We start from the raw sequence: 26,443 nt of genomic DNA, 5'->3' as shown, positions 1-26,443 counted from the left end.
AGCGCCGGCGGGGCCGAGCTCACTCACGTGGCGGCGCACTCAGTGAACCAGTCCCGCCGCAACTTTTCTCGATTGTCCTCTTCCGCCTCGTATCGCATCTCTCCGGTCCGCCCGAAAGTGATGTAACACGGCAGCGGAGGCGCCGATATACAGATCGGCTCCGTGCAGTTGCCAGACCCCCGACCCGGCAACCGCACGGGGCCTTTTGTTCCTCTCACAGCTGCGCGCGCATCAACACGACGTTGTACTGGCTGTGGATGCCCAGCGCGAAGTACAGGGCCTTGCCGGTCTGATAGGGGAAGAGCATCGGCGCGTAGGCGGTCTGCAGGTTGCGCACGTCGACCAGCACGCGCTCCGGACCCCACGGCCCCTCCGGATGCGGCGCGGTCCGCATCACCACCGAGTCGAACGGGTCGGTGGTCAGCATGACGTACTGGTGCAGATAGTCGTTCCACATCACCGACAGCTCGCCGACGCCGCCGACGATCGGCTGGGCCTGGGTGGGATCCTTGGGCTTCCAGTTCTTGCCGTCGAAGAACTCGTAGGCGTCGTTGTTGGCGATATCGCCTTCCTTGACCCGCGAGATGAATCCCGGATTGTGGCGGCCACCCGGCGTGCCGTACTCGTACACGTAGCCGCCGGACTTCAGGAACGCGTCCTGCTGAAAGTTGCCCCAGCCGGGCAGGTCCGACGCGCGGCGAGTGGTGGGCAGCTGCGCCCAGGTCTGCCCGCCGTCACCCGACGCGGCCAGCGTAGAGAAGTTGGTGTTCCAGCGCCCGTCCGGCCCCCAGTCGTGCACGGACATCATCCGCATGAACTGCACGCCGTTGACCGAGATGCCCGCGGTCGGGATGAAGCTGATCTCGATGCCGGGGATCTTCGGGCTGGGCAGCGGGTTGTCGACGAAGCTCGTGTAGTGGATGCCGCGGGCCGGATCCGCGTTCGCGGGGCTGCGGTACAGCACATTGGACCGCCACGCCCAGACACTCCCGGCCAACAGGTTCGGCAGGCCGAGTCCGGCGGTGTCGCCGTAGGCGGTGATCATCTGGCCGCGCCCGTCGTCCCACATGATGCCCAGATCGGTGCCGAGCACGTTCTGGGCATCGGTGCGGTTCGGGCTGGCCATGCCGGTTAGCTGAAAGATCGCCTGTGTCGACCCGGGCAGGTGGGGTAGGGTGTTGCCGCCGTTCAGGCCGGGGAAGGGATTGATGTTGTTGGGGTCCGCTCCGGCCGGGGTGGAGGCTCCGACCGCTAACACCGCGACCGCCGCGCACGCTCCGGCAAATGCGGACAGTCGTTTCATAGTCTGAATCCCTTCCCACGAGTGACGCCGAGGGTATTGTGCCCGCTTCACGGCATCGATGTGAGATATGCGCCACGCCATATCGATCACATCGATCGGTCGGCCGCGCGGCTCGGCCCGCACGACAAAGCCCCGCGACCTGGGGTTTGTGTCCGGGGCGCGGGGCTTTGTCGTGGAGCGCAGGGGTCAGAAAGCCGCCTCGTCCAGCTCCATGATGTCGTTATCGAGGTTGGACAGGACCGCGCGTGTCGCGGTCAGCTCGGGCAGCACGTTGCGGGCGAAGAACTGCGCGGTGGCGATCTTGCCCTGGTAGAACGACTCGGTCGAGCCGTTGTCCAGCGCCTTGATCGCGACCTCGGCCTGCGCGAGCAGCTGCCAGCCGATGAGCAGGTCGCCCACGGCCATCAGGAACCGCACCGAGCCCAGGCCGACCTTGTACAGCTCGCTCGCGTCCTGCTGGGCACCCATCAGGTGCCCCGTCAGGGATGCGGCCATGGCCTGCACGTCCTCGAGGGCGGTCGCCAGCAATGTGCGCTCGGCCTTCAGGCGGCCGTTGCCGCCCTCGCGCTCGATGAACTTGCCGACCTGGCCGGCCACATGGCCCAGTGCCACGCCGCGGTCACGGGCGATCTTGCGGAAGAAGAAGTCCTGCGCCTGGATCGCGGTGGTGCCCTCGTACAGCGAGTCGATCTTCGCGTCGCGGATGTACTGCTCGATCGGGTAGTCCTGCAGGAAGCCCGAGCCGCCGAAGGTCTGCAGCGAATCGGTCAGGTACTGGTACGCCCGCTCCGAACCCACGCCCTTGACGATCGGTAGGAGCAGGTCGTTGACCCGCGCGGCGAGGTCGGCGTCGGCGCCCGAGACCAGCTCGGCGATATCGGCGTTCTGGTGCGCGGCGGTGTACAGGTAGATCGCCCGCATGCCCTCGGCGTACGCCTTCTGCATCATCAGGCTGCGGCGCACGTCCGGGTGGTGGGTGATGGTGACGCGGGGGGCGGCCTTGTCGGTCATCTTGGTCAGGTCCGCACCCTGCACGCGGGTCTTGGCGTACTCCAGCGCGTTCAGGTAGCCAGTCGACAGCGTCGCGATGGCCTTGGTGCCCACCATCATGCGCGCGTTCTCGATGACGTCGAACATCTGCGCGATGCCGTTGTGTACCTCGCCGACGAGCCAGCCCTGGGCCGGGACGCCGTGGCCGCCGAAGGTGACCTCACAGGTGGCCGAGACCTTCAGGCCCATCTTGTGCTCGACATTGGTGACGAAGACGCCGTTGCGCTCGCCGAGCTCACCGGTCTCGTGATCGAAGTGGAACTTGGGCACGAAGAACAGCGACAGGCCCTTGGTGCCGGCGCCGGCGCCCTCGGGGCGGGCCAGGACCAGGTGGACGATGTTCTCGAACAGGTCGTCGGAGTCACCGGAGGTGATGAAGCGCTTGACGCCCTCGATGTGCCAGGTGCCGTCGTCCTGCTTGACGGCCTTGGTGCGGCCCGCGCCCACGTCGGAACCGGCGTCGGGCTCGGTGAGCACCATGGTGGCGCCCCAGTCGCGGTCGACCGCGATCTTGGCCCACTTCTTCTGCTCTTCGGTGCCGTTGTTGTGGAAGATGGCGTTGAAGCCGGGACCGGCGGCGTACATGTACGCGGCGGGCTGCGCGCCCAGGATCAGCTCGCTGATGGCCCAGTGCACGGCGCGGGGAACGCCGAGGCCGCCGAGCTCCTCGGGCAGGCCCAGCTTCTCCCAGCCGCCCTCCTGCATCGCGCGGAAGGACTTCTTGAACGACTCCGGGATCGCCACGGTGTGGGTCTCGGGGTTGAAGACCGGCGGGTTGCGGTCGGCGTCGGCGAAGGATTCGGCCAGCGGGCCCTCGGCCAGCCGCCGTACCTCGCGCAGCATCTCCTTGACGGTGTCGGAGTCCAGGTCGCCGTAGGCGCCCCCGTCGAGGATCGAACCGAGGCCGAGCACCTCGAAGAGGTTGAACTCCAGGTCGCGGACGTTGCTCTTGTAGTGACCCATCGGTCTTCTCACTCTCCATCGAGTTGGGTGCGGGTCGGTGGGTTGCCGTTCCCGCCCGCGGTCTCCATCGGGTAGCGGGCGGATCGCCGTCCACTACTCGCGGGTAACTTACACTGTATATTACCGGTGAGTAAATCTGTCGTCAAAGAGCTGAGCGACCGATGTGACGCGATGAACAGTGGCTGTTCCGCCATCGGTTGTTGCGCTGGTACTGGCGTCGGGAGACTTGCGATGGATGCCGGCAGTGCTGGGCCGGGGCGGGGGCTACCGTTGTGGCGTGCGCCTGGAAACTAGTGCGGGACCTGCGGAGATCGAGCTCGACAAGCCCAGGGGGGCGAGCTTCCTGCTGCTGCTGACGCACGGGTCCGGCGGCGGCGTCGAGGCGAGGGATCTGCTGGAGGTGCGTGAGCGCGCGCTCGAACTCGGTGGGGCCGTCGCGCGGGTCGTGCAGCCCTATCGGGTGGCCGGGCGGCGCGCGCCGGGGTCGGCGATCAAACAGGACGCCGCCTGGCTGGAAATCGTTGCGGCGCTGCGCAAGAAGGTGCGCGGGGTGCCGCTGATCCAGGGCGGGCGCAGCAACGGGGCGCGGGTGGTGTGCCGCACCGCCACCGTTGTCGAGGCGAAAGGCGTGCTGGCCCTGTCCTTTCCGCTGCATCCGCCGGGCAAGCCGGAGAAGACCCGGCGCGAGGAGCTGCTGGCGGCCTCGCAGGCGGTCGACGTGGTGGTGATCAACGGCGAGCGCGATCCCTTCGGGATACCCGATGCCGTCGACGCGGCGGAGGTGAAAATCATTCCGGGGCAGCCGCATTCGTTCCGCACGGGATTCGATGTCATCGGCGAGACCGCTGCGGTATGGCTTCGTCGATGGACCGGGGCGCGCTGATCGTCGTTACGCTCCGCTGTCTTCTTCGGGCCCGCCGGCACGCGTCGCGACGACGAGCGCATCGATCGCCTCGCGCCCCTCGGTCTGCCGTAGCACCCGGTCGGCGACCCGGATGTGCATATCGGGGGCCGCGGACAGGTCCTCGACGACATCCTGCGGGGTGAACAGGATCTCCGGATCCTGCGGCCCGCCGAAGCCCTCGGTGAGGTTGATGGTGTCGTGCCCGAGCATCAGTAGGGTGCCACCGGGGGTGAGCATCTGCGCCGCGCGCTGAACCAGCTCGCGGCGCTGGGGCGCGGGCAGATGCAGAAAGACGATCAGCACCAGCTCGAACGGGCCCGTGACGCCCGCCGCGGTGAGGTCGGTCGCATCCGCGCACTGCCACGTGAGACGGCCGCGCACCGTCCGGGACAGCCGCGCGGCCACCGTGCGCGCCTTATCGATCCCGACCTGGGAGAAATCCATCGCGTGCACCTGCCAGCCGTGGGTGGCCAGCCACAGTGCGTTGCGGCCCTCCCCGCAGGCGAGATCCAGGGCCCGCGGCAGCGTCGGCGGCTCCTGTCCCGGCGCGTCGGGCCGCAGCACGATCCGGCGCTCCAGCCCGTACACGTGCTCGACCACGGTGGCATTCGGCGGTGCGCCCCACACCAACTCGCTTTTCGCGTAGCGCGCATCCCACTCGGCCGCATCCATGACGCCGAGTCTAGGTGTGCCCTGCCGAAGGGACCCGGCTACAGTGTCGTGCGCATCAGGACCACGTTGTACTGGCTGTGCACGGTCGTGAGGTAGTACAGGTCGCGGCCGGTCTGGTACGGGAAGATCGACGGGGCGTAGGCGGTGGGCAGCTCCCGGGTGTCGATCAGGACCTCGGGCGGGCCCCACGGTCCCTCGGGGGCGGGGGCGCGGCGCATCACCACCGAATTGAACGGGTCCGTCGTCAGCATCACGTACTGCCCGAGGTACTGATTCCACATCACCGACAGCTCGCCGACGCCGCCTGCGATGGGGGCGGCCGCGCCCACATCGCCCCGCCGCCAGCGTCCGCCGTCCCAGTATTCGTAGGCGCCGAGATTCTGCATATCGCGCTCGCGCACCCGCGCCACATAGGCCGCATTGTTGCGCCCGGACGGCGTGCCGTATTCGTACACCCAGCCGCCGGACTTCAGGAATGCATTCATTTGGAATTTCGCGTTCGCGCCCGAATTCGGGCGGCGGGTGAAGCCGAGATCGGCCCACGTTTCGCCGTTGTCGGCCGAGGCGGCCAGGCCCGAGTAATTGGTTGTCCACTTGCCGACGTCGTCCCAGCTGCGCACCGACATCAGGCTCATGTACTGCACGCCGTCGGCCTCGATACCCGCTGTCGGAATTCGGCTGATCTCGAGGAACGGAATCTTGGGGCTGGGAATCAGATCCCGGGCCTGGCCGAAGAAATCGCGCACCACGCTGTCGAAATAGATGCCGTTGACCGGGTCGTGGGTGTGACTGCGCAACAGGACGTTGCTGCGCCAGGCCCAGATGCTGCCCGCCAGCAGATTCGGCAAGCCGAAACCGGCGGTGTCGCCGAATGCGGTGAGCATCTGCCCGTGGCCGTTGTCCCACATGATGCCCAGGTCGGTGCCGAGCATGCCGTAGTTCTGCGTGTTGTTCGGGCTGGCCATGCCGGTGACCTGGAAGATCGCGCGTGAGCGGCCGACCAGATGCGGCAGGCCGGTGGTTCCGTTCAATACCGGAATCGGATTGATGGCGTTGGGATTCGCTGCGGCGGGCCCGGTCACGGCCAGCAACAGCGCCGAGGCACCCGCGATCGCGGGCAACAGGAACGATGCGACTCTGGACAAGGTCGGCGGGCCCTCCTGCGTCTGGTCGAGACGGGTGGGGCCCAACACCGATCGAGCTTGTGCGGCCACACACGATCATCGACTGGCTGGCAAAGTGCCCAAATGCTAACAGCGGATGCGCGCGCGGCGGGTTTATCGCCGCTGGTTTCGGGGTATTACACAACTTTTCGTGTCGTGAGCCTATGGGAAACCGGGATTATCGGCGCGCGAGTGCCTGGCGAAGTATCAACGGCAACTGGGTCGCCCGCTCGATACCGAAGGTGCGCCACGGCCCCGCGTTCCAGCTGCGGTCGAACAATCGCTTGACGCCCGCGACGGCGTGTGGCGAGCGGGCCGATATGCGGGCCGCCAATTGTTCCGCGGCCGCGCGCGGATCCGCGCTCACCTCGGTCACCAGGCCGATCCGCTCGGCATACGCGGCGTCCACCGGATCGGCGGTCATGGCCAGCAGCAGCGCCTTGTCCATTCCGATCAGCCGCGACAGGGTCGCCGCGCCGGTCATGTCCGGGACGAGGCCGTGCTTGGCCTCCATGACCGAAAAGTCGGAATCGGGTGTGGCGAAACGGAAGTCGGCGGCCAGGGCGAGCTGCAGCGCGCCGCCGTAGCAGTGCCCGTGCACGACCGCGATCACCGGCTGCGGCAGCCGCCGCCACGCCCAGCAGGCTTCCTGGAAGGCGTTGGTTCCTCGCCACGGGACCGGGAGGAAATTGCGCACGACGGTCAGCGGATCGCCCATCGCCTTGGCGATATCGAGGCCGCTGGAGAAGCTGGGGCCGTTGCCGGACAGGATGACGGCGCGAATATCGTTGCGGCCCGCGATGATTCGCGCCACGCGCGCGAGCTCGCGCAGCATGTCGACGGTCAGGCCGTTGTGCTTGCCGGGCCGGTCCAGCGCGACGTAGGCGCGGTCGCCCTCGAAGGTCAGCGCCACATTGTTGTGCGCGATCGTCTCCGCGGTCATGGCCGGCTCGCCTCCAACTGGTCGAGCAGGATCTTCGCGCATCCGGCGGGATCGTCGTAGAACGGGGTGTGACCGCTGCCGGTCAGGGGCAGGTGGCGGGCGCCGGGCAGGCGGCGGCGGGCGCGGCGGCTCTGGGTCGCGTAGGTGAGCAGGATGTCGCGGTTGCCCCAGGCGACGGTGACGGGCACGCGGGCCAGGCGGCCGCCGTCCTGCAGCCGGGCACGATCGAACGAGGCGAGGGCGTCGTCGAACCCGGGGGAGTCGATCGCGCCCTCGGCGGTGGCCAGTGCGTCGTCGGCGCCGACGGCCCAGGCCCGGCCGAACACCAGGGACAGGAACGCGGTTCGTCCGGCGGGGGTGCGCAGGATCGCGGGCAGCGCGGGACGCAGGGCCAGGCCCAGCGTCTTGGACAGGCCCAGCGACCGCTGGCACCAGATGCGGCCGGGGGTGGACCAGAAGCCGATCGGCGAGAACGCGGTGACCGAGCGGGCCAGGCCGCGCGCGGCGAGGTTCAGCGTGATCAGCCCGCCCATGGAATTGCCCGCCAGATGCGCTCGCTCCAGACCGGTCTCGGCGAGGAAGGCCGCCAGCGCGTCGGTGAGGGTGTCGACCGTGGTGTGCGCGAGCGGCTCGGATGCGCCGAATCCGGGCAGGTCCACGGCGTAGACCTCGAAAGACCGTTCCAGTAGCGCGATCACCGGCTCCCACACCTGCCAGTGGCTCCCGACGCCGTGCACCAGGACCAGCGGCTCGCCGGTGCCGGAGCGGTGGTGATTCAGCACCGGCATACGGTAGCAATCATTGGCCATATGCCAACAGGTGTGCGGGCGGTACGATAATTGGTATGGCTACCCGTAAGGTGACGCTGTCCCTGGACGCGGCTGCCTGGTCGTTCGCCGAGCAGGCAGCGGCCCGTGCGGGAATGTCCCCCTCCGCGTGGATATCCCGCGCGGCCCGGCGTGAGGCGGTGCGCACCGGCTGCGGCACGGTGCCCGACCCGGCCGGTTTCGCCACGGACGACGAGGCGGAGCTGGCCGCCGCCGAGGAGGCGATGCGTGCGCAGGGGTGAGCTGTGGATCTACAACCCGCACGGTTCGTCTCGGCGTCGCAATATCATCCTGATCTCGAGTGATGGCATCAACGAGTCGCCGCGTCCCTGGCTGATCGCGGCCGAACTGCTGGATTCCGATCCGCGGGACATCCTGGCCGTCACGATTCCCGGACACGGCTGGGTGCACGCGGGCAATCTGGGCCGCATCTACCGGGGTTGGCTGGCCGAGCGCACGGGCGCGGTCGACGACGAAACCCTCGAGCGCCTGGACACCGCGCTGCGCGCCGCGATGGATCTGTAGCCTCCGCCGCTGGGGAACACCACCTGGACTGTCCTTGCGCGGTCCGATGCGGCAGTATCACCACGGCGGTCTGTCCCCCTCGCCGCCGTAGCCATACTTCGTGAGAATTGAGGAATCAGTTGAGGATTACGCTGATCGCCGCAGCGTTCGTCGCCCTGCCGCTGCTGGCGGCCTGCGGTTCGGACAACAAAACCCCCGCCCAACCGGCCATCACGCAGGACGACCTGTCCAAGTCGCTACAGAGCAGCGGTCTCAAGGATCCCCAGCTCGCCGACTGCGCCGCGAAAATCTATGTCGGCGAGGGCATCTCGCAGGACGGCCTGCGCCTCATGACCAAGCCCGGCACCAACGCCCAACAGCAGGACCCCAGCACCATGGGCCTGACCAAGGACGACGCCGCCAAGGCCCAGGACGCCACCAAGAAGATCGTCTCCGACTGCATCAAGTAGGGGCCGAAGAAACCCCCACGCGAAATACGAAACCCCCATCCGGTAGCGGATGGGGGTTTGTCGTGGAGCCGGTGACGGGAATCGAACCCGCAATTCGACCTTGGGAAGGTAGCGTGTTGCCACTACACCACACCGGCATCGCGTCGAGCGCGCTCGCAACCTTATCAGACGCCGGGGCGAGCGGTGCAAGTTCGCAGGCACCGGCTGGGGCTGGGCCCCTGGTCGCTAGGATTCCTGCGTGCTGCTTTCCGATCGCGACATTCGTGCCGAGCTGGCCAGTGGGCGGCTCGGGCTGGAGCCGTTCGACGAGAAACTGGTCCAGCCGTCGAGCATCGACGTGCGCCTGGACCGGATGTTCCGGGTGTTCAACAACACTCGGTACACCCATATCGATCCGGCGCAGCGCCAGGACGAGTTGACCAGTCTCGTCGAGCCCGCCGACGGGGAGCCGTTCGTCCTGCATCCGGGCGAGTTCGTGCTCGGTTCCACGCTGGAGGTGTGCTCGCTCCCGGACGATCTGGCCGGGCGGCTGGAGGGCAAGTCGAGCCTGGGCCGGCTGGGCCTGCTCACCCACAGCACCGCCGGGTTCATCGATCCGGGGTTCTCCGGTCACATCACGCTCGAGCTGTCGAACGTGGCCAATCTGCCGATCACCCTGTGGCCGGGCATGAAGATCGGTCAGCTGTGCTTGTTGCGCCTGACCAGCCCCGCCGAGCATCCCTATGGGAGTTCCGCGGCGGGGTCGAAGTATCAGGGCCAACGCGGGCCGACGCCATCTCGCGCCTACCTGAACTTCCCACTGCCCAACCACTGACACCGTGTACGCAACCACACCCCGCGCGGAGCCGCACGAGTGCGGATCTCCGGACGGGGTGCGCCAAGGTAACAGCTTGACGCGGTGGGGTCAGTGCCCGGGCAGTACGTGCCTGCCCGACCTGTCCGTGGACAGGGCCAGGGAGCTGATGTACTGGATCTCGCCCTCGGGCCCGGGGACTGCGGAGGCGATCATGTCGGGACGCTCGAAGTCCAGCCCGGTCACATGGCAGGTCAACGTCTCTCCCGATGGGTTCCCGTGTTGGTCGAACATCGGCAGCTCGATGCCGTCGTCAGTGCGCCGTAGATAGAACTTGCCGCGGGTGAGCACCGCAGTCAGCGGCGTCAGCACGAAGGCCAGCACCACCGCGACGATCGGCGAGTACGGCTTCAGCGTTCCCCCGAAGGCCCCGAAGAACGTCAGGATCGACAGCACCGCCGCGGCCCCGAAGCCCACCAGACCAACCGGATTGAAGTTGTAGAGCATGCCGCGCCGGAACTCCGGCTGCTTCGGCGAGATCTTCAGCAGATACTTGTTGACCGCGATATCCGTTGCGACGGTGACGATCCAGGCGATGCCGCAGTTGGCGTAGAAGCCCAGGATGTTGTTCAGGAAGTCGAACATGTTGGCTTCCATCAGGATCAGCGCGATCGCGAGGTTCACTCCGAGGAAGACCAGCCGGCCCGGATAGGTCTTGGTGACGCGGGTGAACGAGTTGGTCCACGCCAGCGAGCCCGAATACGCGTTGGTCACATTGATTTTGATCTGGCTGATCACCACCAGCCCGACCGCCAGGGTCATGGCGAGCCAGCCCGGCACCATGTCGCGGTAGATCTCCAGGAACTGATGCACCGGCTGATTGGCGATACCCTGTGCGCCAGGCAGATTCGCGATCAGATAGACCGCCAGGAACAGCCCGACCACCTGCTTGATCGCGCCGAAGACGACCCAGCCCGGTCCGGCGAGCAGCATCCAGCCCCACCACTTGCGGGCGTTCTCGGGGGTTTTCGGCGGCATGAAGCGCAGATAGTCGATCTGCTCGGCGATCTGGGCGATCAGTGACAAGCACACACCCGCGGCCAGCAGCGCGCCGGGCAGGCTCACCCCGCCGCCGTCCTTACCGCCGTAGGCGAAGAAGCTGTGCACCGAATTCGGGTGCCGCACAACCAGGAACGCGAACGGCAGCACCATCAGCAGCAGCCACAGCGGCGTCGTCCACACCTGCAGTTTGGCCAAGGTGTTCATGCCGTAGATGACCAGCGGGAAGATCAGCAGCGTGGAGGAAAGATATCCCAGCCACAGCGGAATGTGCAGGCCCAGTTGCAGTCCCTGGGCCATGATCGAGCCCTCGAGCGCGAAGAAGATGAAGGTGAACGAGGCGAACACCAGGTTGGTGATCACCGAACCGTAGTATCCGAATCCGCTGCCGCGGGTGATCAGATCGAGGTCGATGTTGTACCGCGCGGCATAGTATGCCAGCGGAAATCCCGTCAGCATGATGACGACCGCGAAGATGCCGATGCCCAGCAGCGCGTTTCCGGTGCCGTTGGCGATGCCGACATTGGCGCCGATAGAGAAGTCGGCCAGGTAGGCGATGCCGCCCAGGGCCGAGACGCCGACCACGGCCGGACTCCACTTGCGATAGCTGCGCGGCGCGAACCGCAGCGTGTAATCTTCCAGCGTTTCCTTTGTCGCGGCGGCGGCATGCGCCGGGCGATCTTCGACGTCGACCACGAGAACTCCTCACACTCCGACCCGCGCGAGCAGGTCCTGCGCAGAGCGTGATGCGTCAATATGGTGTCGCGTTTTCCGAGCCGTTACGGACGCGTTACGTAGTTCAGGGGCAGTTGCCGGAAGCTAGCAACCCTCGGTGGCTGCCTTGATATAGCCCGCGGATTGGTAGACGTAGTTGTACGCCCAGCGCCACACTGAGATATCCGGTTGGGCGTCGAGCATGAAAATATTTCCGCCCCAGCATTTTTCGAGCACGTAGCGGGCCCTCGAGACGTGTGGGGTGAAGGTGATCACGAGTACCCGCCGCCAGTGCCCGGCGCGGGCTCGTACGGCCAGCTCGCGGCCCTCGCCCAGGGTGGTCCGGGGGCGGGGGTCGAAGCAGTCGACCTCGAAGCTGTAGCCGCCGTGGCAGATTCGGTTCATCAGCGGGCTGACCTCGTACGGGTCGGAGAACAGTACCCGCGGTGCGTATCCCGCTCGGGCCAGCCGCAGGCCGAGTTCCTCCCGCCCGTCGTGGGCCCCGCCCAGGACCAGGATCGCGTCGGCGCGGGCCGGGGCGTCGACCCGCGGGTGCACGTAGACCGGCCACAGCGCCGCGACGAATACCACGAGTGCGAGGACGAGCGCCGCCCCGGCCGCCCGCACTCCGCCCCGGCGGGCGCGGCGTCTCACCGGCGTTCTCCATGGCGGGGATTCCGCCGCGTCGCCGACCGGCGAGCCGGGCCGGGCGCCGCGGCGGTCGTGGTCCCGCGGCGCAGTCGCATGGCACCGATGGTAAACAGTGTGCGGTTGGGAGACCTGTGGGCCAGCAGTTCGGATACGTGGTCGGCCGGTGCTCAGGGGGCCCCGGCCCGCCGGAGCGGAGCGGAGGCCATGTCACAGCCTGCGGGTTTCCGCTTGTACATCTGATGTTGCCCGGAGTCTTGCCTCGACGATGCGGCCTGGCCATAGCAGACGCTTACCAATCGAATATGCGTCTCACAGTTTTCGGGACAGGCTATCTGGGAGCCACCCATGCCGCGTGCATGGCGGAGCTCGGGCACGATGTGATCGGGGTCGATGTCGACCCGGGCAAGATCGCCAAGCTCTCCGACGGGGTGACGCCGTTCTACGAACCCGGGCTCGAACCGGTGTTGCGGCGCAACCTCGACGCGGGCCGGCTGCGCTTCACCACCTCGTATCCGGAGGCCGCCGCGCATGCCGACGTGCACTTCCTCGGCGTGGGCACGCCGCAGAAGAAGGGCGAATACGCCGCGGACCTGAAATATGTACACGCCGTGGTGGATTCGCTGGCGCCGCTGCTCGAGCGCCCGTCGGTGATCATCGGCAAGTCCACGGTGCCGGTCGGGACCGCGAGCGAGCTGGGCGCGCGGGCGCGGGCGGCGGCGTCGGTGGACGTCGAGGTGGCGTGGAACCCCGAATTCCTGCGTGAGGGTTTCGCGGTGCGGGACACGCTGCGCCCCGATCGCCTGGTGCTGGGCGTCGATCCCGCTCGGCCGCGTGCGGACTGGGTGGCCGAGCTGGTCCGCGAGATCTACGCCGACCTGCTCGAGGCCGAGGTGCCGTTCCTGCAGACCGACCTGGCCACCGCGGAATTGGTGAAGGTGTCGGCGAATGCCTTTCTGGCAACGAAGATCTCGTTCATCAACGCGGTTTCCGAGGTGTGCGAGGCGACCGGCGCCGACGTCACGATGCTGGCCGACGCGCTCGGCTACGACGCCCGCATCGGCCGCCGATTCCTCAACGCGGGCCTGGGATTCGGCGGCGGCTGCCTGCCCAAGGACATCCGCGCCTTCATGGCCCGCGCCGGTGAACTCGGCGCCGATCATGCGGTGGCGTTCCTGCGCGAGGTCGACAACATCAATATGCGCCGGCGCGCGAAGGTCGTCGATATGGCCGCACGCGCGGTCGGCGGATCGCTGCTGGGCGCGAATGTGGCGGTGCTCGGCGCGGCGTTCAAACCCGAATCCGACGACGTGCGCGATTCGCCCGCACTCAATGTCGCCGGAATGATTCAGCTGCACGGCGCGGTGGTGACCGTCTACGACCCCAAGGCGCTGGAGAATTCGCGGCGGGTGTTCCCGACGCTCAATTACGCCACCTCGGTCGCCGAGGCCTGTGATCGCGCCGATGTGGTGCTGGTGCTCACCGAATGGGACGAGTTCACCGCGCTGCGCCCGGAGGATCTGAATCCGGTGGTCCGCAATCGCTCGATCATCGACGGCCGCAACTGTCTCGAGCACGCCAGATGGCGTCGGGCCGGATGGGTGTACGCGGGCCTCGGCACGCCGTAGGGTGTCGGTGGGACCTGGCGGCGTGACCGTCAGGGCCGAAGGCGGCAGCTTGTGTAACCACGCAAGCCCAGGGAATGGCGCCGATGGGCGCTGTAGAGTGACTCACACCGCGCGGCCATGGGTGTTTTCGTGGTGAGGAGTGGCCGCGCGCATGTCGTGAAGTGTGAGACGAGATGGGCGATAGATGAGCTCGGTAGTGGGAATATCGGTGGGGGGCGGCGCCATTCGCGTCGCATATCCGCACGCCGGTAATTCCGCCCAGGAGTTCGCTCCCGACCGTTTCGATCTGCACACCACACCCGTCGGCGAGCAGCCGGTGGAGGAGGTCGCCGCGGAGGCGATCGCAGCCGTGCTCACCCGCGGCGAAAGCGGAGGCGAGCACGGCGTCGCCGCCACCGCCATCGCGTACCGCAGCGAGCAGCATGCCCGGGCCGTGCGCATCGCACTGGCCCGCCGCCAGCTGACCAATTACGAACTGATGCCCGAGGCCGCCGCGGCGGTGGAATTCGCGCAGGCCGCCGGCCGGCTCCAGGGCGTTGCGACGATCGCGCTCTACGACTTCGGCGCCACGGGCCTGTCCGTCAGCGTGGTCGACGTCGCCACCCGCCAGGTGCACAACAGCGAGCGCACCAGCGAGATCAGCGGCGACTACCTGGATCTGCTGATCCGCGAGCAGCAGATCGCCTCCGGCCGCATCGCCCATCCACCGGATGCCCAGGGCCTGGCCGAGCTCGACGAGTTGTGCCGCTCCGCCAAGGAACAGCTGAGTACCACGAACGCCGTGGCGCTGCCGTCGGAGCACGGGCTGTTGCTGCTGTCGCGGGAGAATCTCGACGCGCTGATCATGCTGGCCGTCGAATCGTCGGCCCGGATGACTCGCGATGTGATCGTGCGCTCGGACCGGGCCGTGCAGGCCGTCCTCGCGATCGGCGGCGGCGCGCAGATCCCGCAGGTGGCAAGGGTTGTCGAGCGTTCGCTCAGGGTCCCGGTGGTGGTGCCCGAGCAGCCGGAGACGGTGGTCGCGCGCGGGGCTGCGCTGCTGGCCCGCCCGGGCCGGACGGTCGCGGAGTCGGCGGTGTCCTTCGACGCCAAGACCGAGGTGTTACCCGTTGTCCGGGCGGACGATTCGCTCTCCGCGCGTCACCGGCGCCGGCGGCGCGGCGGCACACCGGTGTTCGCCGGTCGGGTCGGGCAACTCCTGGGCGGGCGGCGTGCCGCGACGGGCAAGGGCCGCGAGGCCGCCGCCTCCGCCGGGCGCGAGCTGGCCCTGGGCGGCAAGCGTGAGCTGAGCGTGGCGGGTGTCGCGGTCGCCGCCCTGGTGGTGGTCGCCGCGCTGGGGCTGGCCCTGGGCTGGGGTCCGCAAGTGCTGCAGGGAGATTCGCAGAGCACCAAGACCACGCAGACCCCGATCACGACCAGCGCGCCGCAGCCGGTCGTGCTGGCGCCCACTATCGCACCGTCTACCCCCGACTCGACCAACGATTCGATCGCCGCACCCCCGCCCTACCGCCACCCCGCACAGTCCTCGGCCCCGCCCCGGCCCGGCGCCAATACGATCGTGGTCGTTCCGGGCCTCCCGGCGATCGTGGTACCCACCCTGCCGCCGCTCCTGCCCCAATTCCAGTCTCCGCAAAAGTAATCCGGCCACAGTCGCGGCCATCCGATACACACCGCGTGGTGCGGCATGATGCAGGTCCGACGAGATTCCGGCGCGGTGTGATGCCGGTGCGACAAGTAGCCGGTACGGAGTGCGACCGGTCGGACGTGACGCTCATACGACGACGCCGATAAGACGACACGGCGGCGTCCGGACGCTGTTGCGAGGCGCTGTATTCCGACAGTAGTGCCGGAGGTAGCGCCTACTCGTCGTAATCGGCTGTGGGCCAATCCCTCCGGTACCTGCGGCCCGCGGTGTCCGGCCGGTTGTCGGTGCGGCGCTGCTGCCGGTGGGTCGGCTCGTCGTAGTCGTCGTCCGCGTATCCGGGATCGGGGGCCTGCGCCTGGTAGTTCGCACCCGTGTGGCGGCCCGATGTGGTGGGCCAGCCGCCCGTGGTGGATCCGTAGGGTTCCGCCGGACGGCGGCCCGACGGGGGCTGTGTCGATCGGGGGTCCGTGGGCTGGCGGCCCGGGTCTGCGGCATGACGTCGGGGCGGGGTCTGGCGGTACGAATCCGGTTCGGGGGGAAGGCGATTCACCTGGGTGTCCGTCCGTGGACCGACCCGGCGGCGCGGCGCGGCGGCCTGGGCGCCCGTGTCTGCTGGGCGGTTGCCCCGGGTGTCGGCGGACCGCCCCGGGTTGTGCTCGGCGGTGTGACGGGCCGGACCCTCCGGATCGGCGCGGCGGCGCCCGGTCTGCCTGGGCTGGTACGCCTCCCGCGAGAGGCTGTGCAGGTAGTCCTCGTCCTGGTCGGGCGCATCGTTGTCGTCCGCGGTGTGCCGGTGTTCCGCCGCGCGCCGCCGCGGCTGCTGGCCGCCGCCGCGATGGGAATGCGATTCTCCCGAACCCTCTTTCGGGCGTCGCGCGCGCCGCGGCGCGGGTTCCGGTTCCGGCTCGGACCGCAGCGAGAACGGGCGCGCCAGCAGCACCGCGATGACGGTGGTGAGCGGCACCGACAGCGCCAGGCACACGCCGCCGACGGCGGACCGGGCGATCTCGATCGCCACCGCATCCCCGGTGACCACGTCGCTCAGCGACCGCCCGGCGACCGAGAACAGCAGCAGCAGCGGCAGCGCGCCGCCGGCATAGGCCAGCACCAGGGTGTAGACCGTGCTGGCGATGTGATCCTTGCCCACCCGCATGGCGGCGACGAAAATATCCCGGCGCGTGTGCGTCTCGTCGATCGCGGCGAGCTCGAACGCCGCCGAGGCCTGGGTGATGGTGACGTCGTTGAGCACACCCAGCGAGCCGATGATGAAGCCCGCCAGCAGCAGTCCGGTGATGCTCACGTGCTGGACGTAGGTGGCGACGTTGGTGTTGTCCTCCTGCGACAGCCCGGTCACGTGGGTGATCTTCAGCGTCACCCACGACAGCACCGTCGCCAGCAGCATCGCGCTCAGGGTACCCAGCAGCGCCGAACTGGTGCGCAGATTCACCCCGTGCGCCAGATACAGCACGGCATAGAGGATCAGCGTGCCCGCCACCACCGCGACCGGCAGCGCGGGCTTGCCGTCGAGCAGGGCGGGCAGCATGAACTCGATCAGCACCGCGAAGGCCAGGCCCAGCCCGATCACCGCCCGCAGGCCGCGCCAGCGCGCCACCGCGACGACGACCACGACGAAGAAGATCACGATCAGTGTGAGCGGCAGGCCGCGCGAGTAGTCCTCGAAGGCGTAGTTGGGGGTGCCGCTGGGATCGTTCTGCCGGGAGACGCGAATGTGGTCGCCGACCTTCAGCTTCGGCTGATCGGGCCCGGGCGGAATCTCCAGCAGGGTGTGCTTGCCCTTGTCCGGCCCGGACTCGATCGAGACCACGCTGCGCCCGCAGCTGTAGCTGTTGTTCGGCGGCGGCTGCGGGGTGTCGTCGAAGACCTTGCCGTTGGACGGACTGCCACACGGCCCGACGTCCTGCACGGTCACGGTGCCGGCCTGGGTCTGTACGGCCCCGCCGCCGCCGTTCTGCATCGGTATCGGAATGTCGATGTGCTGATGGCTGGGCCACAGCACGACCGCGGCGATCACCGCGAGCACGCCGATGCCGGTCAGCAGCCCGACGACGACCTTGGCCGCGGTGGCCCCGATCGCGATCGGACCGGAGTGATCGTGATGGTGGTGATGGTGATGATCACTCATGCCAGCGTCCGCGCCGTATCGAATTGTTCGCTCGTACGCTGGCTCACGCCGGGTCCCTGCCTGTCCATTCGTCTCGCCTGACCGCTGCGAGCCTAGAGGATCGTGGTGCAGAAGTCCCTGGGAGCGCAGCTAGGGCCGGGAATCGGCGGTTAGAGCGAAAGTTGCTTTGAGACAAGCAAACCCGGGGCAATCGGGTGAGAGGAGAAGTGGGAGGGGGCGGCGGAGAGCAGGGGGATGTCTCCGCCGCCCGCGGGATTCAGCGGCCCAGGGGGGTAGGCGGCTGAATCCAGGGCCGAGCGGCCCAGGGGGGTAGGCGGCTCGGCCGGGGCACTTTCGGTGCCGAAAACCACTGTACACAAACCGACGATCTTTGCGCTAGTTAAGTCTTCAAAAACCTCGATTCTCATACCTTCGGTCTGTTTTGCCTGGGCGAGACCCGCACGGCCATTACTGGCGATAGCTGGCCAGGAAGTTGCCGAACCGCTCGATCGCCACCGACAGGTCGCGTGCCCACGGCAGCGTCACGATTCGCAGATGGTCGTGCCAGGGCCAATTGAAGCCGGTGCCCTGCACCATCAATATCTTCTCCTGCAGCAGCAGATCCAGCACGAGTTTCGCGTCATCGCGGATCTCGTGCACCTCGGGATCCAGCCGGGGGAAGGCGTAGAGCGCACCCCGGGGTTGCACACACGACACACCCGGGATCGCATTCAGCCGCTCCCAGGCCACATCCCGCTGCTCCAGCAGCCGCCCGCCCGGCAGAATCAGATCCTCGATGCTCTGATGCCCGCCCAGGGCCACCTGAATCGCGTGCTGAGCGGGCACGTTCGGGCACAGCCGGGTGGAGGCCAGCAGGTCGATGCCCTCCAGGAAGCCCTCGGCATGCTCCTTCGGGCCCGTGATGACCAGCCAGCCGGAGCGGTAGCCTGCCACCCGATACGCCTTGGACAGGCCGTTGAAGGTCAGGCAGAGCAGGTCGGGCGCCAATGTCGCCAGGGAGATGTGCTTGGCGTCGTCGTAGAGGATCTTGTCGTAGATCTCGTCGGCCAGCAGCAGCAGGTTGTGCTTGCGCGCCAGATCCACCAGTTGCTGCAGCACCTCGGCCGAGTACACCGCGCCGGTCGGATTGTTCGGGTTGATGACCAGCAGCGCCTTGGTGCGCTCGGTGATCTTCGATTCGATGTCGGCGACGTCGGGCTGCCAGCCGTTGGACTCGTCGCACAGGTAGTGCACGGGCGTGCCGCCGGACAGGCTGGTCATCGCCGTCCACAGCGGATAGTCCGGCGCCGGGATCAGCACCTCGTCGCCGTTGTTCAGCAGCGCCTGCATGGTCATGGTGATCAGCTCGGAGACGCCGTTGCCCAGATAGACGTCATCGACGTCGAACTCCGGGAAGCCCGCGACCAGCTCGTACCGGGTCACGATCGCCCGCCGTGCGGACAGGATGCCCTTGGACTCGGAGTAGCCCTGCGCGTACGGCAGGGCCGCGATCATGTCGCGCATGATCACATCGGGCGCGTCGAAGCCGAACGGCGCGGGGTTGCCGATGTTGAGCTTCAGGATGCGGTGCCCCTCCGCCTCCAGCCGTGCCGCATGCGCGTGTACCGGCCCCCGGATCTCGTACAGGACGTTCTGGAGCTTGGTCGACTGCTCCAGCGATCTCGGGCGCTGAGGTGACTGGCTGGTAGGACTCACCCGTCCCATGGTGCCACCACCAGCAAACAGGATTTCAGGATGCCGGGTTCACCGGGAGCATCCCGCGCGCGGCGGTGGCCCCGCAGAATTCCTCGATCCGCTCGTCCAGGCGGCGCGCCTCGATGGCGGCCCGGAACGTGGGCCCGGCGATGCGCATGCGCAGTCCGGTCAACCGCTCCTCGAGCTGCGCGATCCGCATGTCCTCGGACAGCTCCAGCACCGGGCGCACCGATTCCGTGGCGCCGTCGAGGCTGCCGTTGATCAGGTGCGCGGTCGCGTTGTCCACCCGCGCCAGCGATTCGGCGCCGTACGAGCGCTGCTCCTCGGGGCCGTTGGCATACAGGTCGATGGCGCACGCGGTGGCGGTCAGCGCGGGCGCGGCCTGGCCGAGGTGAATGTAGGTGGCGCCGGCGTAGTACTGGCTCTTGGGCTCGTTGAATCCGAAGACGCCGCCGACCTCGTCGTGCAGCACATCGGTGACGGTGCCCGTGCGGGCCGCGTCGGCCGCGTGAATGCAGCGCTCGGTATCGGAGGTCGAACCCAGCCTGGACCAGATGCGGGCCTCGATATTGAGCAGCCGCACCCGCGCCGTGGCCGAATCGGCGAACTGCAGCCCGCTCTGCGCCAGCAGCACCGCCCGCCGCGGCCGCTCGGACCAGTACTCGATCAGGGCCTGCATGCCGCGGGTCCACGCGCGTAATCCGTTGTGCCCGCACAGTTCCGCATAGGCCCACGCCGCCCGCGCCTGCTCGCCCGCGGCGTCGTGATAGCCCAGATCGGTGCTGGCATTGGCCAGCAGGCCCGACAGGGTGCCGGCCAGCAGATACAAATGGCCGGTGTCCGAGGGCCTCTGGTGTCCCTCCAGCAGGCGGTACACCCGCCGCCGCACCCGCATCATCTCCACCATCATCGGTACCGGTGGCACATGGACGTAGTCGTTCGCGATGCGCGTGACATCGGCGTCGAGCTGTTCCAAGGTGGACGCGCCGACATTCGTCGACTCGGCTCGACCGGCATGTTCGCTGGCCTCGTGGGCGGCCGCCATGATCAGATCCCTCTCCGAAATCGCTGCTAACGCATCGCCTCTCATCGCACCGGCGTCAACGAGTGCCAAAAGTTCCGCGTCACTGGAATAGTGGGTGCGCACCGGATCCTCGTGGTGCGCCTCGAATTCAGGTGCGGGGCGGTCGATCAGGGGCTGATCGAGCATGGCCGCGAACCGTGCCCGCACGACATCGTCGGACCGGGCAAGGGATGTATCCAGTGCGGCCTGGTTGACCGGGCGGGGATGGACCCGTACGCCCCCGGCCTCCCACTTCGAGACCAGGCGCTCGTGGACGCCCAAGTGGGCCGCGAACTCCCGGATACTCATCCGCCTGGCATCGCGAAGGGCACGGGCTTCCTTGCCTGACCACTGCCGGACCACGATGTCATCCCTTTCCGCACGAACGTCGTAGTCCAGAGTACGAGTGCGAGGTGATCACAGCCACAGTCGAAATGCAGCTGATATCACCGAAACAGCAGGCCGTGAGCGGAGCGAACCACCAGGCCAGCGCGCTGGGCGCACGACGGAGCCGAGCGCCAGCGAGGTGGAGTCGTGTGCCAGGGGCAGCGGAAGGGCAGCGCAAGGCGTGTGGTCGGACGTTACCTCCGGGGCCCTGCACGCGCGAACCTGGTGAGGGAGCAAGGGAGTTCGCCGTGAACGTCGAAAAGCTCAGGACCGTCGAGGATTGGGTTGCGTTGTACCGGCACGAGTTCGCGCTGCCGGTGACCGAGCGCGGCGGATTCGTCATGCTACCTATCACCGGCAGCATCGGCGTGGTTCACCTACCCGTCCTGCGGGCCGAGCGGGTGCGCACGGCCTTGGCGGACCAGGGCGTATCGGTCCCGATGCTGGCCCGCCAGATCCGCTGGAGCTTCGTGGTGACCCCCGACGAGCGCCCCGCGAATCGCGTTGTGGACGTGCTCAATCGCCTGGATATCGGCATTCCCGGCATCGGCAGCGCGGTCATGCTGCCGACCGGTCTGGGCCGCTGGACCCGGGAGGGCTGCCACTGGATCGTGCCGCCCACCCGGACCATGCCGGTCCGCGCCGGGGCGGGCCGGGGTGCGTACTCCCGCGAGGCTCCCGGCGCCACACTCCCACCCCTGTCGGTCGTGATCACGACAGCGCTGGCGGTGGGCGGCGGCGAGGACTGACCGCAGACGGTCCTCGCCGCCCCGATCCGGGTCCGCCCCTTTCCCGGCAGTCGACGGGGCGGACCCGGTGCGCGGGCACATCCCGCGTTGAGTACGGCTGTCCCGGCCGCTCAACGGAACCGCCGACTGCCGCAGGCGGAGGGGAAGCTGCCGGCAGCACCGAGGCGATTCCCGAGCGGGTCAGCGTGATCCGCGCGATGCCCGTGGAGCTCAGCCGAATGCCTCACTTCCGGTGGCCTCGGCCACGAACCCCCGCAGTCGTCCTCGAGTTGCATGCCGACGCGGAGGCCGAGCTCGCCCCGGCGTCGGTGCACATGGAGGCCGGGCCGCTGGCGGTCCGCGATGGCCGCGGTGGTCCGATGCTTCAGTGACCGCCGCGGTCTGGCGGGCGCACTGCGATGCGTGGCGGTGTCGGTGACACGGCGGTACTGGGCGCGGATACACCGAGGGGTGCGTCACCGATGGTCGGCGACGCACCCCTCGGGTGTGATTGTGCGGGTCAGCTCTTGCGGCCCGGGGCCTTCGCTCCGGACTTGAAGCCCATGCCGCCCGGCTTGGCGGTCGGCGGCTTCGGCGCGCCGTTGCCGCCGGAGTCGGCCGGAGCATCGGTGGTGACCTTCGATGTCTCCTGTGCCACTGCCGATTCTGTGGCAGCAGCGGGTTCGGCACTCGGCGTTGCCGGTGCCACCTCGGCCGGGGCCGCTTCGGCGGGTGCCGCGGGCTTGGCCGCACCCGGAGCCTTCGGGCCGGGACGCTTGAAGCCGGACTTCATGGCCAGGCCCTTCGGAGCCACCGTCGGCTTGGACTCCACCGAGGTCGCCTCGGCCGGAGCCGATTCCGCGGCCGCGGGAGCCGACGCCGTTGCCGCGCTCGCGGATTCCGCGGCCGGTGTCGGCTCGGCGGCAGGCTTGGCGCCCGGTGCCTTGATGCCGCCCTTCATGGCCAAACCCTTACCGCCCGGCGCCTTTGCGGCGCCCTTCATCGAGAGGCCGCCGGGCTTCGCGGCCGGTGCTGCGGGCGCGTCCGTGGCCGGTGCGTCGGTGGCCTCGGCGGCCGGTGCCGGGGCGGGAGTTGCCTTGCCGCCGGGCGCCTTTGCGACACCCTTCATGGCCAGGCCCTTGCCCCCGGGCGCCTTCGCCGCACCCTTCATCGCCAGGCCCTTCGCAGGTGCGGCGGGCGCATCGGCGACCGGAGCCTCGGTCGGCTCGGCGGCTGGTGCGGCGGGAGTCGCCTTGGCCCCGGGCGCCTTTGCCGCGCCCTTCATGGCCAGGCCCTTGCCGCCCGGCGCCATGCCGCCCTTCATGGCCAGGCCCTTGGCTGCCGGCTTGGCCGGTGCGGCGGCCGGCGTCTCCGCGGCCGGCGTCTCCGCGGCCGGCGCCTCGGCGGCGGCCGCCGCGGCCGGCTCGGGCGCCGAAACCGGCTCCGGCTCGGCCCGCTTCGGCTCCTGGATCACCCGCAGGTTCTCCGACAGCGTCGCCGGTTCGACCCGTTCGATGGACTGCAGCATCAGCTGCGCCACATCGACCACCTCGACACCCTGCCCGACCTCACCCGAATCCTTGCGCGCGGTTACACCATCGGTGAGCATCACCCGGCAGAACGGGCAACCGGTCGCGATCATCGACGGGGAGTTACCGCCGTCCAGCGTCGCCAGCGCCTCGTCTACGCGATCGAGGTTGATCCGCTTACCGAGCTGCTCCTCCATCCACATCCGGGCGCCACCGGCGCCACAGCACATGGAACGCTCCGCGTGCCGCGGCATTTCGGTCAGGGTGGCGCCCGACGCGCTCATCAGCTCACGCGGCGCGTTGTAGATCTTGTTGTGCCGGCCCAGGTAGCACGGGTCGTGATAGGTGACCTTCTCCGACACCGGCTTCACCTGCACCAGCTGCTTACCGCGCACCAGGCGATTGAGCAGCTGGGTGTGGTGCACGACCTCGTAGGTGCCGCCCACCTGGGGGTACTCGTTGTTCAGCGCGTTGAAGCAGTGCGCACAGGTCACGACGATCTTGCGCTTGGACGCCTCGACGCCCTCGAACACCGAGTTGAACGTCTCGATGTTCTGCATCGCCAGCTGCTGGAACAGGAATTCGTTGCCCGCGCGGCGCGCCGAGTCACCCGTGCAGGTCTCCTCCTGGCCCAGCACCATGAACTTCACACCGGCGGTGGCCAGCAGCTCCGCGACCGCCTTGGTGGTCTTCTTGGCGCGGTCCTCGTACGCGCCGGCGCAGCCGACCCAGAACAGGTACTCGTAGCCCTCGAAGGTCTCGGCGTCCTGCCCGAAGACCGGAATGTCGAAGTCCAGCTCGGAGATCCAGTTGAGCCGGTCCTTGGCGTTCTGCCCCCAGGGGTTGCCCTTGTTCTCCAGATTCTTGAACAGGCCCGCGAGCTCGGACGGGAACTCCGATTCGATCAGCACCTGGTAGCGGCGCATATCGATGATGTGGTCGACGTGCTCGATATCCACCGGGCACTGCTCCACGCACGCGCCACAGGTGGTGCAGCTCCACAGCACCTCGGGATCGATGATGCCGCTCACGTCCTCGGCGCCGACCAGCGGACGCTCGGCCTCGGCGCGCGCGGCCTCGGAGATCTTCGCCAGCGCCGCCTCGTTCGGCGTGCCCTCGGCATCGACCAGGCCGATCTCGTCCCCGCCCATGTCTTTGCGGCCACCGGCGAGCAGATAGGGAGCCTTGGCCTGGCCGTGGTCGCGCAGCGACATGATCAACAGCTTGGGTGACAACGGCTTGCCGGTGTTCCACGCGGGGCACTGCGACTGGCAGCGGCCGCACTCGGTGCAGGTGGTGAAGTCCAGCCACCCCTTCCAGGAGAAGTCCTCGATCTTGCCGACGCCGAGGGTGTCGTTGTCGGGGTCGATGGCCTCCATGTCGACCAGCGCCTTGCCCTTGGAGGTCATCGGCTTGGCCGCACCCAGGGCGACGCCGCCGTCGTCCTCGCGCTTGAAGTAGATGTTGAAGAAGGCCGAGAGCCGGTGCCAGGCCACACCCCAGGTGATGTAGCGGCCGACCAGGAACAGCCACACCATGCCGGACATCAGCTTGACGAAGGCGAAGATCGACACCATCACGATGCTGGACGGCAGTGCCTTGGCGATCAGACCGGTGATGGGGTCGGTCCACTCCGAGTGTCCGTCCAGCGCCAGCACGCCGGCCTTCACCATGATCATGCCGATGCCCTCGAGCAGCACGATCCATTCGATGGCGTACGCAGCGGTGAAGTCGGAGCCGCCGAAGCGCGACAGGCGCGCCGGGACGCGGGGATGATTGAGCTGGCGGATGATCATCAGCGCGATGATGCCCACGACGGTGGCGACGCCGAGGATTTCCTCGCCGAGGTGGAACCACCAGGTATTGCCGATGAACGGCCAGAAGAAGCGTGGGTTGAAGGTCTGGCCGTAGGCCTCGAACCAGAACTGCGCACCGGCGAGGAAACCGACCATCACGAGCCAGTGCGCCCAGCCCACGGTCCGGAACTTGACCATCCGGGTGTGCGCCACGAACTCCTTCAGCATGGTCATGAAGCGCGGAACGAACGGCCGCCAGCGGTCCGGGGCGGGCTGGCCTATCCGGATGTTCCTCACGATGTTCGACACGCCGCCGAAGAACGACACCCAGCACAACACGCTGAGCGCCGCTCCAATCGTGCCCAGCGTCACTGTCAGGGCATTCATGTCGCGACCTTCCTGTAGTTCAACCAACTCGGCGTTGCGAGCTGTCGGCGGCAGGGCTGATGCCACCGCGGTTGCATCGCATACTAACTGCCAGTAAGTTACCCTCCGGTAACTTACGTGCCCATACTACGATCGCGGCGTCGTGCGCCCCAGCTGGCGGGGGCTTATTCGCACGTGATGTGACTCGACTCACGCGCGATTCCAGGGCTTTTGCGATAAGGCGAGCCTCTACAACGGTAAATCCGGGCGAATGCACGGGTGCAGGGACACGCCTACTCCCCTTGGGAGGAAAAGGATCTCGCATCCCGGGAGCTCTTGGATTAGGCTCACGACGTCCTGCTTTGCTGTGCAAAATCTCAACACCGCTCGGGGAGGGCTCCCGCGGGCGCCATGGTCGCCGTGCGGGGCAGTCCGCCGACCTGGTGCCTCGAGGGAAGCGTGGGCTCTCGCGGTCGAGAGAGGTGCACGGCAGCACCTGATGATGGATTGGAAAACCGAATGAAGTTCCGCAGCGCTACTGCGGGTGCCGCGATTGTCATCGGCTCGATGACAATCGCGATGGGTACCGCCCATGCCGGCCCCGCGCCGGCGCCCACCAAGGACCAGTTGATCGACTACTCGATCCAAATGGTGAACAAGGCTGTGGTGACCACGCTCAAGGGGGGGACCTTTCAGCTGGTTGACAAGCCGGGTGCGACTCCCGCTGACAAGCACCAGCAGATCATCAATGTGAAAGACAAGGCCGGCAATATCGCCATGGAGATGCCGGTGGACTACCGCGTTTCCGGCGTGCAGATTCCGGTCCAGCCGGTGATCAAGGACAACGGCCGGGTCCTGGAGCTGACCCCGCAGAAGCCCGCGGCCCTGAACACATCGAAGCAGACCCTGTTCGCCCAGCCGGTCGCCTCCCCGATTCAGACCACCGCGGTCGCCGCGAACAAGCAGAAGATCGTCGCGCAGCCGATCGCCTCCCCGGTGGAGGACAACGCGGCGATGAACGACTTCTCGACCAAGTTCGGCCTGGCCGTCGGCATCGGCAGCTTCGTCGGCCTGGCGGTCGGCGCGATCGTCGGCTGCGCCATCGGCCTGATCGGCATTGTCGTCGGATGCCTCGTCGGCCTCCCGACCGGCGCCACCATCGGCGGCATCCTCGGCACCCTCGCCTTCGGCGGCCCGACCCTGGTCGCGGCCGGTTACGACCTGGTCAACACCCTCAATGCCAAGCCGGGCACCACCAAGTGGACCGAGACGGCCGCGCCCCCGGCTCCGGCTCCCGCTCCGCAGAAAAAGCACTGACCGCCGGAAATCGGCATCGCTACGGCCCGTTCCCCTCGGGGGAGCGGGCCGTACTTGTATGTACGCCCACCGGAAGACCGGTCCGTCTCGAACTGTTCCGCTATGATCCACGCCGAACCTGATGATGGATTGG

20 protein-coding genes, 1 tRNA gene and 1 pseudogene are annotated in these 26,443 nt (G+C 68.0%); 9 read left to right on the top strand and 13 right to left on the bottom strand.

Translation table 11 applies throughout. From position 1 onward, the window contains the following. Positions 1-214: 214 nt before the first annotated feature. Complete coding sequence (locus KO481_RS32300) at positions 215-1,303, bottom strand: glycoside hydrolase family 183 protein (protein WP_215922261.1); 1,089 nt, start codon at positions 1,301-1,303, stop codon at positions 215-217. Between the two features lie 186 nt (positions 1,304-1,489). Then, positions 1,490-3,316 (bottom strand): acyl-CoA dehydrogenase, encoded by a 1,827-nt coding sequence (locus KO481_RS32295; protein WP_215922260.1) that lies wholly within the window; start codon positions 3,314-3,316, stop codon positions 1,490-1,492. Positions 3,317-3,593: 277 nt separating this feature from the next. Here KO481_RS32295 and KO481_RS32290 point away from each other — a divergent pair, with 277 nt between their 5' ends. Continuing rightward, entirely contained in the window at positions 3,594-4,199 is a 606-nt protein-coding gene (locus KO481_RS32290; protein ID WP_215922259.1) for an alpha/beta hydrolase family protein, read from the top strand. A 6-nt stretch (positions 4,200-4,205) separates the two neighbouring features. Here KO481_RS32290 and KO481_RS32285 read toward each other — a convergent pair whose 3' ends face one another. The 4 genes from KO481_RS32285 to KO481_RS32270 form a co-directional block, all read right to left on the bottom strand. Continuing rightward, positions 4,206-4,892 carry a class I SAM-dependent methyltransferase gene (locus KO481_RS32285; protein WP_215922258.1) on the bottom strand — a complete coding sequence of 229 codons (687 nt, stop codon included), beginning with the start codon at positions 4,890-4,892 and terminating at the stop codon, positions 4,206-4,208. Positions 4,893-4,930: 38 nt separating this feature from the next. After that, positions 4,931-6,037 (bottom strand): glycoside hydrolase family 183 protein, encoded by a 1,107-nt coding sequence (locus KO481_RS32280; RefSeq protein WP_215922257.1) that lies wholly within the window; start codon positions 6,035-6,037, stop codon positions 4,931-4,933. A gap of 196 nt (positions 6,038-6,233) precedes the next feature. Continuing rightward, positions 6,234-6,968 (bottom strand): crotonase/enoyl-CoA hydratase family protein, encoded by a 735-nt coding sequence (locus tag KO481_RS32275; protein WP_215922344.1) that lies wholly within the window; start codon positions 6,966-6,968, stop codon positions 6,234-6,236. Between the two features lie 26 nt (positions 6,969-6,994). After that, positions 6,995-7,786: an alpha/beta fold hydrolase gene (locus tag KO481_RS32270; protein WP_215922256.1), complete on the bottom strand. Its 792-nt coding sequence runs from the start codon at positions 7,784-7,786 to the stop codon at positions 6,995-6,997. 56 nt (positions 7,787-7,842) lie between these two features. Between KO481_RS32270 and KO481_RS32265 the strand changes: the two genes are divergently transcribed. The 3 genes from KO481_RS32265 to KO481_RS32255 all read left to right on the top strand — a co-directional run bounded on the left by KO481_RS32265 (position 7,843) and on the right by KO481_RS32255 (position 8,799). Beyond that, positions 7,843-8,067: a hypothetical protein gene (locus KO481_RS32265; RefSeq protein ID WP_215922255.1), complete on the top strand. Its 225-nt coding sequence runs from the start codon at positions 7,843-7,845 to the stop codon at positions 8,065-8,067. After that, positions 8,054-8,350, top strand: coding sequence for a hypothetical protein (locus KO481_RS32260; RefSeq protein ID WP_215922254.1), 297 nt, complete (start codon positions 8,054-8,056; stop codon positions 8,348-8,350). Before KO481_RS32265 ends, KO481_RS32260 begins: the two co-directional genes overlap by 14 nt. A gap of 119 nt (positions 8,351-8,469) precedes the next feature. Beyond that, entirely contained in the window at positions 8,470-8,799 is a 330-nt protein-coding gene (locus tag KO481_RS32255) for a hypothetical protein (protein WP_215922253.1), read from the top strand. A gap of 63 nt (positions 8,800-8,862) precedes the next feature. Here KO481_RS32255 and KO481_RS32250 read toward each other — a convergent pair. Next, a tRNA-Gly gene (locus KO481_RS32250) sits at positions 8,863-8,936 on the bottom strand. 101 nt (positions 8,937-9,037) lie between these two features. Between KO481_RS32250 and dcd the strand changes: the two genes are divergently transcribed. Next, the gene (gene dcd / locus KO481_RS32245; protein ID WP_215922252.1) at positions 9,038-9,613 is read left to right on the top strand and encodes a dCTP deaminase; all 576 of its coding nucleotides are present in this window, start codon (positions 9,038-9,040) and stop codon (positions 9,611-9,613) included. A 90-nt stretch (positions 9,614-9,703) separates the two neighbouring features. On the opposite strand, the gene KO481_RS32240 is transcribed toward dcd, so the two are convergent. Both KO481_RS32240 and KO481_RS32235 read right to left on the bottom strand, forming a co-directional pair. After that, positions 9,704-11,347 (bottom strand): purine-cytosine permease family protein, encoded by a 1,644-nt coding sequence (locus KO481_RS32240; protein ID WP_215922251.1) that lies wholly within the window; start codon positions 11,345-11,347, stop codon positions 9,704-9,706. A gap of 123 nt (positions 11,348-11,470) precedes the next feature. Continuing rightward, positions 11,471-12,019: a YdcF family protein gene (locus KO481_RS32235; protein ID WP_308166848.1), complete on the bottom strand. Its 549-nt coding sequence runs from the start codon at positions 12,017-12,019 to the stop codon at positions 11,471-11,473. A gap of 299 nt (positions 12,020-12,318) precedes the next feature. Here KO481_RS32235 and KO481_RS32230 point away from each other — a divergent pair, with 299 nt between their 5' ends. Together KO481_RS32230 and KO481_RS32225 are read left to right on the top strand one after the other, a co-directional pair. Beyond that, positions 12,319-13,641 (top strand): UDP-glucose dehydrogenase family protein, encoded by a 1,323-nt coding sequence (locus KO481_RS32230; protein ID WP_215922250.1) that lies wholly within the window; start codon positions 12,319-12,321, stop codon positions 13,639-13,641. Positions 13,642-13,825: 184 nt separating this feature from the next. Continuing rightward, positions 13,826-15,280 (top strand): DUF7159 family protein, encoded by a 1,455-nt coding sequence (locus KO481_RS32225; protein ID WP_215922249.1) that lies wholly within the window; start codon positions 13,826-13,828, stop codon positions 15,278-15,280. An 874-nt stretch (positions 15,281-16,154) separates the two neighbouring features. On the opposite strand, the pseudogene KO481_RS43545 reads toward KO481_RS32225, so the two are convergent. The 3 genes and pseudogenes from KO481_RS43545 to KO481_RS32210 form a co-directional block, all read right to left on the bottom strand. Then, a pseudogene (locus tag KO481_RS43545) lies at positions 16,155-17,429 on the bottom strand (YibE/F family protein); the annotation flags it as partial. Between the two features lie 447 nt (positions 17,430-17,876). Continuing rightward, positions 17,877-19,133: a pyridoxal phosphate-dependent aminotransferase gene (locus KO481_RS32215; RefSeq protein ID WP_215922247.1), complete on the bottom strand. Its 1,257-nt coding sequence runs from the start codon at positions 19,131-19,133 to the stop codon at positions 17,877-17,879. 25 nt (positions 19,134-19,158) lie between these two features. After that, on the bottom strand, positions 19,159-20,496 hold the full coding sequence (locus KO481_RS32210; RefSeq protein WP_215922246.1) for a helix-turn-helix domain-containing protein: 1,338 nt from the start codon (positions 20,494-20,496) through the stop codon (positions 19,159-19,161). 326 nt (positions 20,497-20,822) lie between these two features. Between KO481_RS32210 and KO481_RS32205 the strand changes: the two genes are divergently transcribed. Continuing rightward, on the top strand, positions 20,823-21,323 hold the full coding sequence (locus KO481_RS32205; RefSeq protein WP_215922245.1) for a hypothetical protein: 501 nt from the start codon (positions 20,823-20,825) through the stop codon (positions 21,321-21,323). A gap of 499 nt (positions 21,324-21,822) precedes the next feature. Here the strand turns inward: KO481_RS32205 and KO481_RS32200 are convergent, their stop codons facing one another. Beyond that, a complete protein-coding gene (locus KO481_RS32200; protein ID WP_215922244.1) occupies positions 21,823-25,014 on the bottom strand; it encodes a (Fe-S)-binding protein in 3,192 nt (1,063 codons plus the stop codon). 546 nt (positions 25,015-25,560) lie between these two features. On the opposite strand from KO481_RS32200, the gene KO481_RS32195 reads away from it, so the two are divergent. After that, positions 25,561-26,310, top strand: a complete 750-nt coding sequence (locus KO481_RS32195; protein WP_215922243.1) for a DUF8020 domain-containing protein — start codon at positions 25,561-25,563, stop codon at positions 26,308-26,310. The last annotated feature ends 133 nt before the right edge of the window (positions 26,311-26,443 follow it).

The organism is Nocardia albiluteola (assembly GCF_018860155.1).
GTDB classification, from domain to species: Bacteria; Actinomycetota; Actinomycetes; order Mycobacteriales; family Mycobacteriaceae; genus Nocardia; species Nocardia albiluteola.
Note: the sequence above shows the minus strand (reverse complement) of the source record. Positions and strands in the feature narration are given on the sequence as shown.

Coding starts and splice junctions, on each gene's coding strand:
- KO481_RS32300 (WP_215922261.1), bottom strand. CDS start 1,303: ATGAAACGACTGTCCGCATTTGCCGGAGCGTGCGCGGCGGTCGCGGTG.
- KO481_RS32295 (WP_215922260.1), bottom strand. CDS start 3,316: ATGGGTCACTACAAGAGCAACGTCCGCGACCTGGAGTTCAACCTCTTC.
- KO481_RS32285 (WP_215922258.1), bottom strand. CDS start 4,892: ATGGATGCGGCCGAGTGGGATGCGCGCTACGCGAAAAGCGAGTTGGTG.
- KO481_RS32270 (WP_215922256.1), bottom strand. CDS start 7,786: ATGCCGGTGCTGAATCACCACCGCTCCGGCACCGGCGAGCCGCTGGTC.
- KO481_RS32265 (WP_215922255.1), top strand. CDS start 7,843: ATGGCTACCCGTAAGGTGACGCTGTCCCTGGACGCGGCTGCCTGGTCG.
- KO481_RS32230 (WP_215922250.1), top strand. CDS start 12,319: ATGCGTCTCACAGTTTTCGGGACAGGCTATCTGGGAGCCACCCATGCC.
- KO481_RS32225 (WP_215922249.1), top strand. CDS start 13,826: ATGAGCTCGGTAGTGGGAATATCGGTGGGGGGCGGCGCCATTCGCGTC.
- KO481_RS32215 (WP_215922247.1), bottom strand. CDS start 19,133: ATGGGACGGGTGAGTCCTACCAGCCAGTCACCTCAGCGCCCGAGATCG.
- KO481_RS32210 (WP_215922246.1), bottom strand. CDS start 20,496: ATGAGTATCCGGGAGTTCGCGGCCCACTTGGGCGTCCACGAGCGCCTG.
- KO481_RS32200 (WP_215922244.1), bottom strand. CDS start 25,014: ATGAATGCCCTGACAGTGACGCTGGGCACGATTGGAGCGGCGCTCAGC.
- KO481_RS32195 (WP_215922243.1), top strand. CDS start 25,561: ATGACAATCGCGATGGGTACCGCCCATGCCGGCCCCGCGCCGGCGCCC.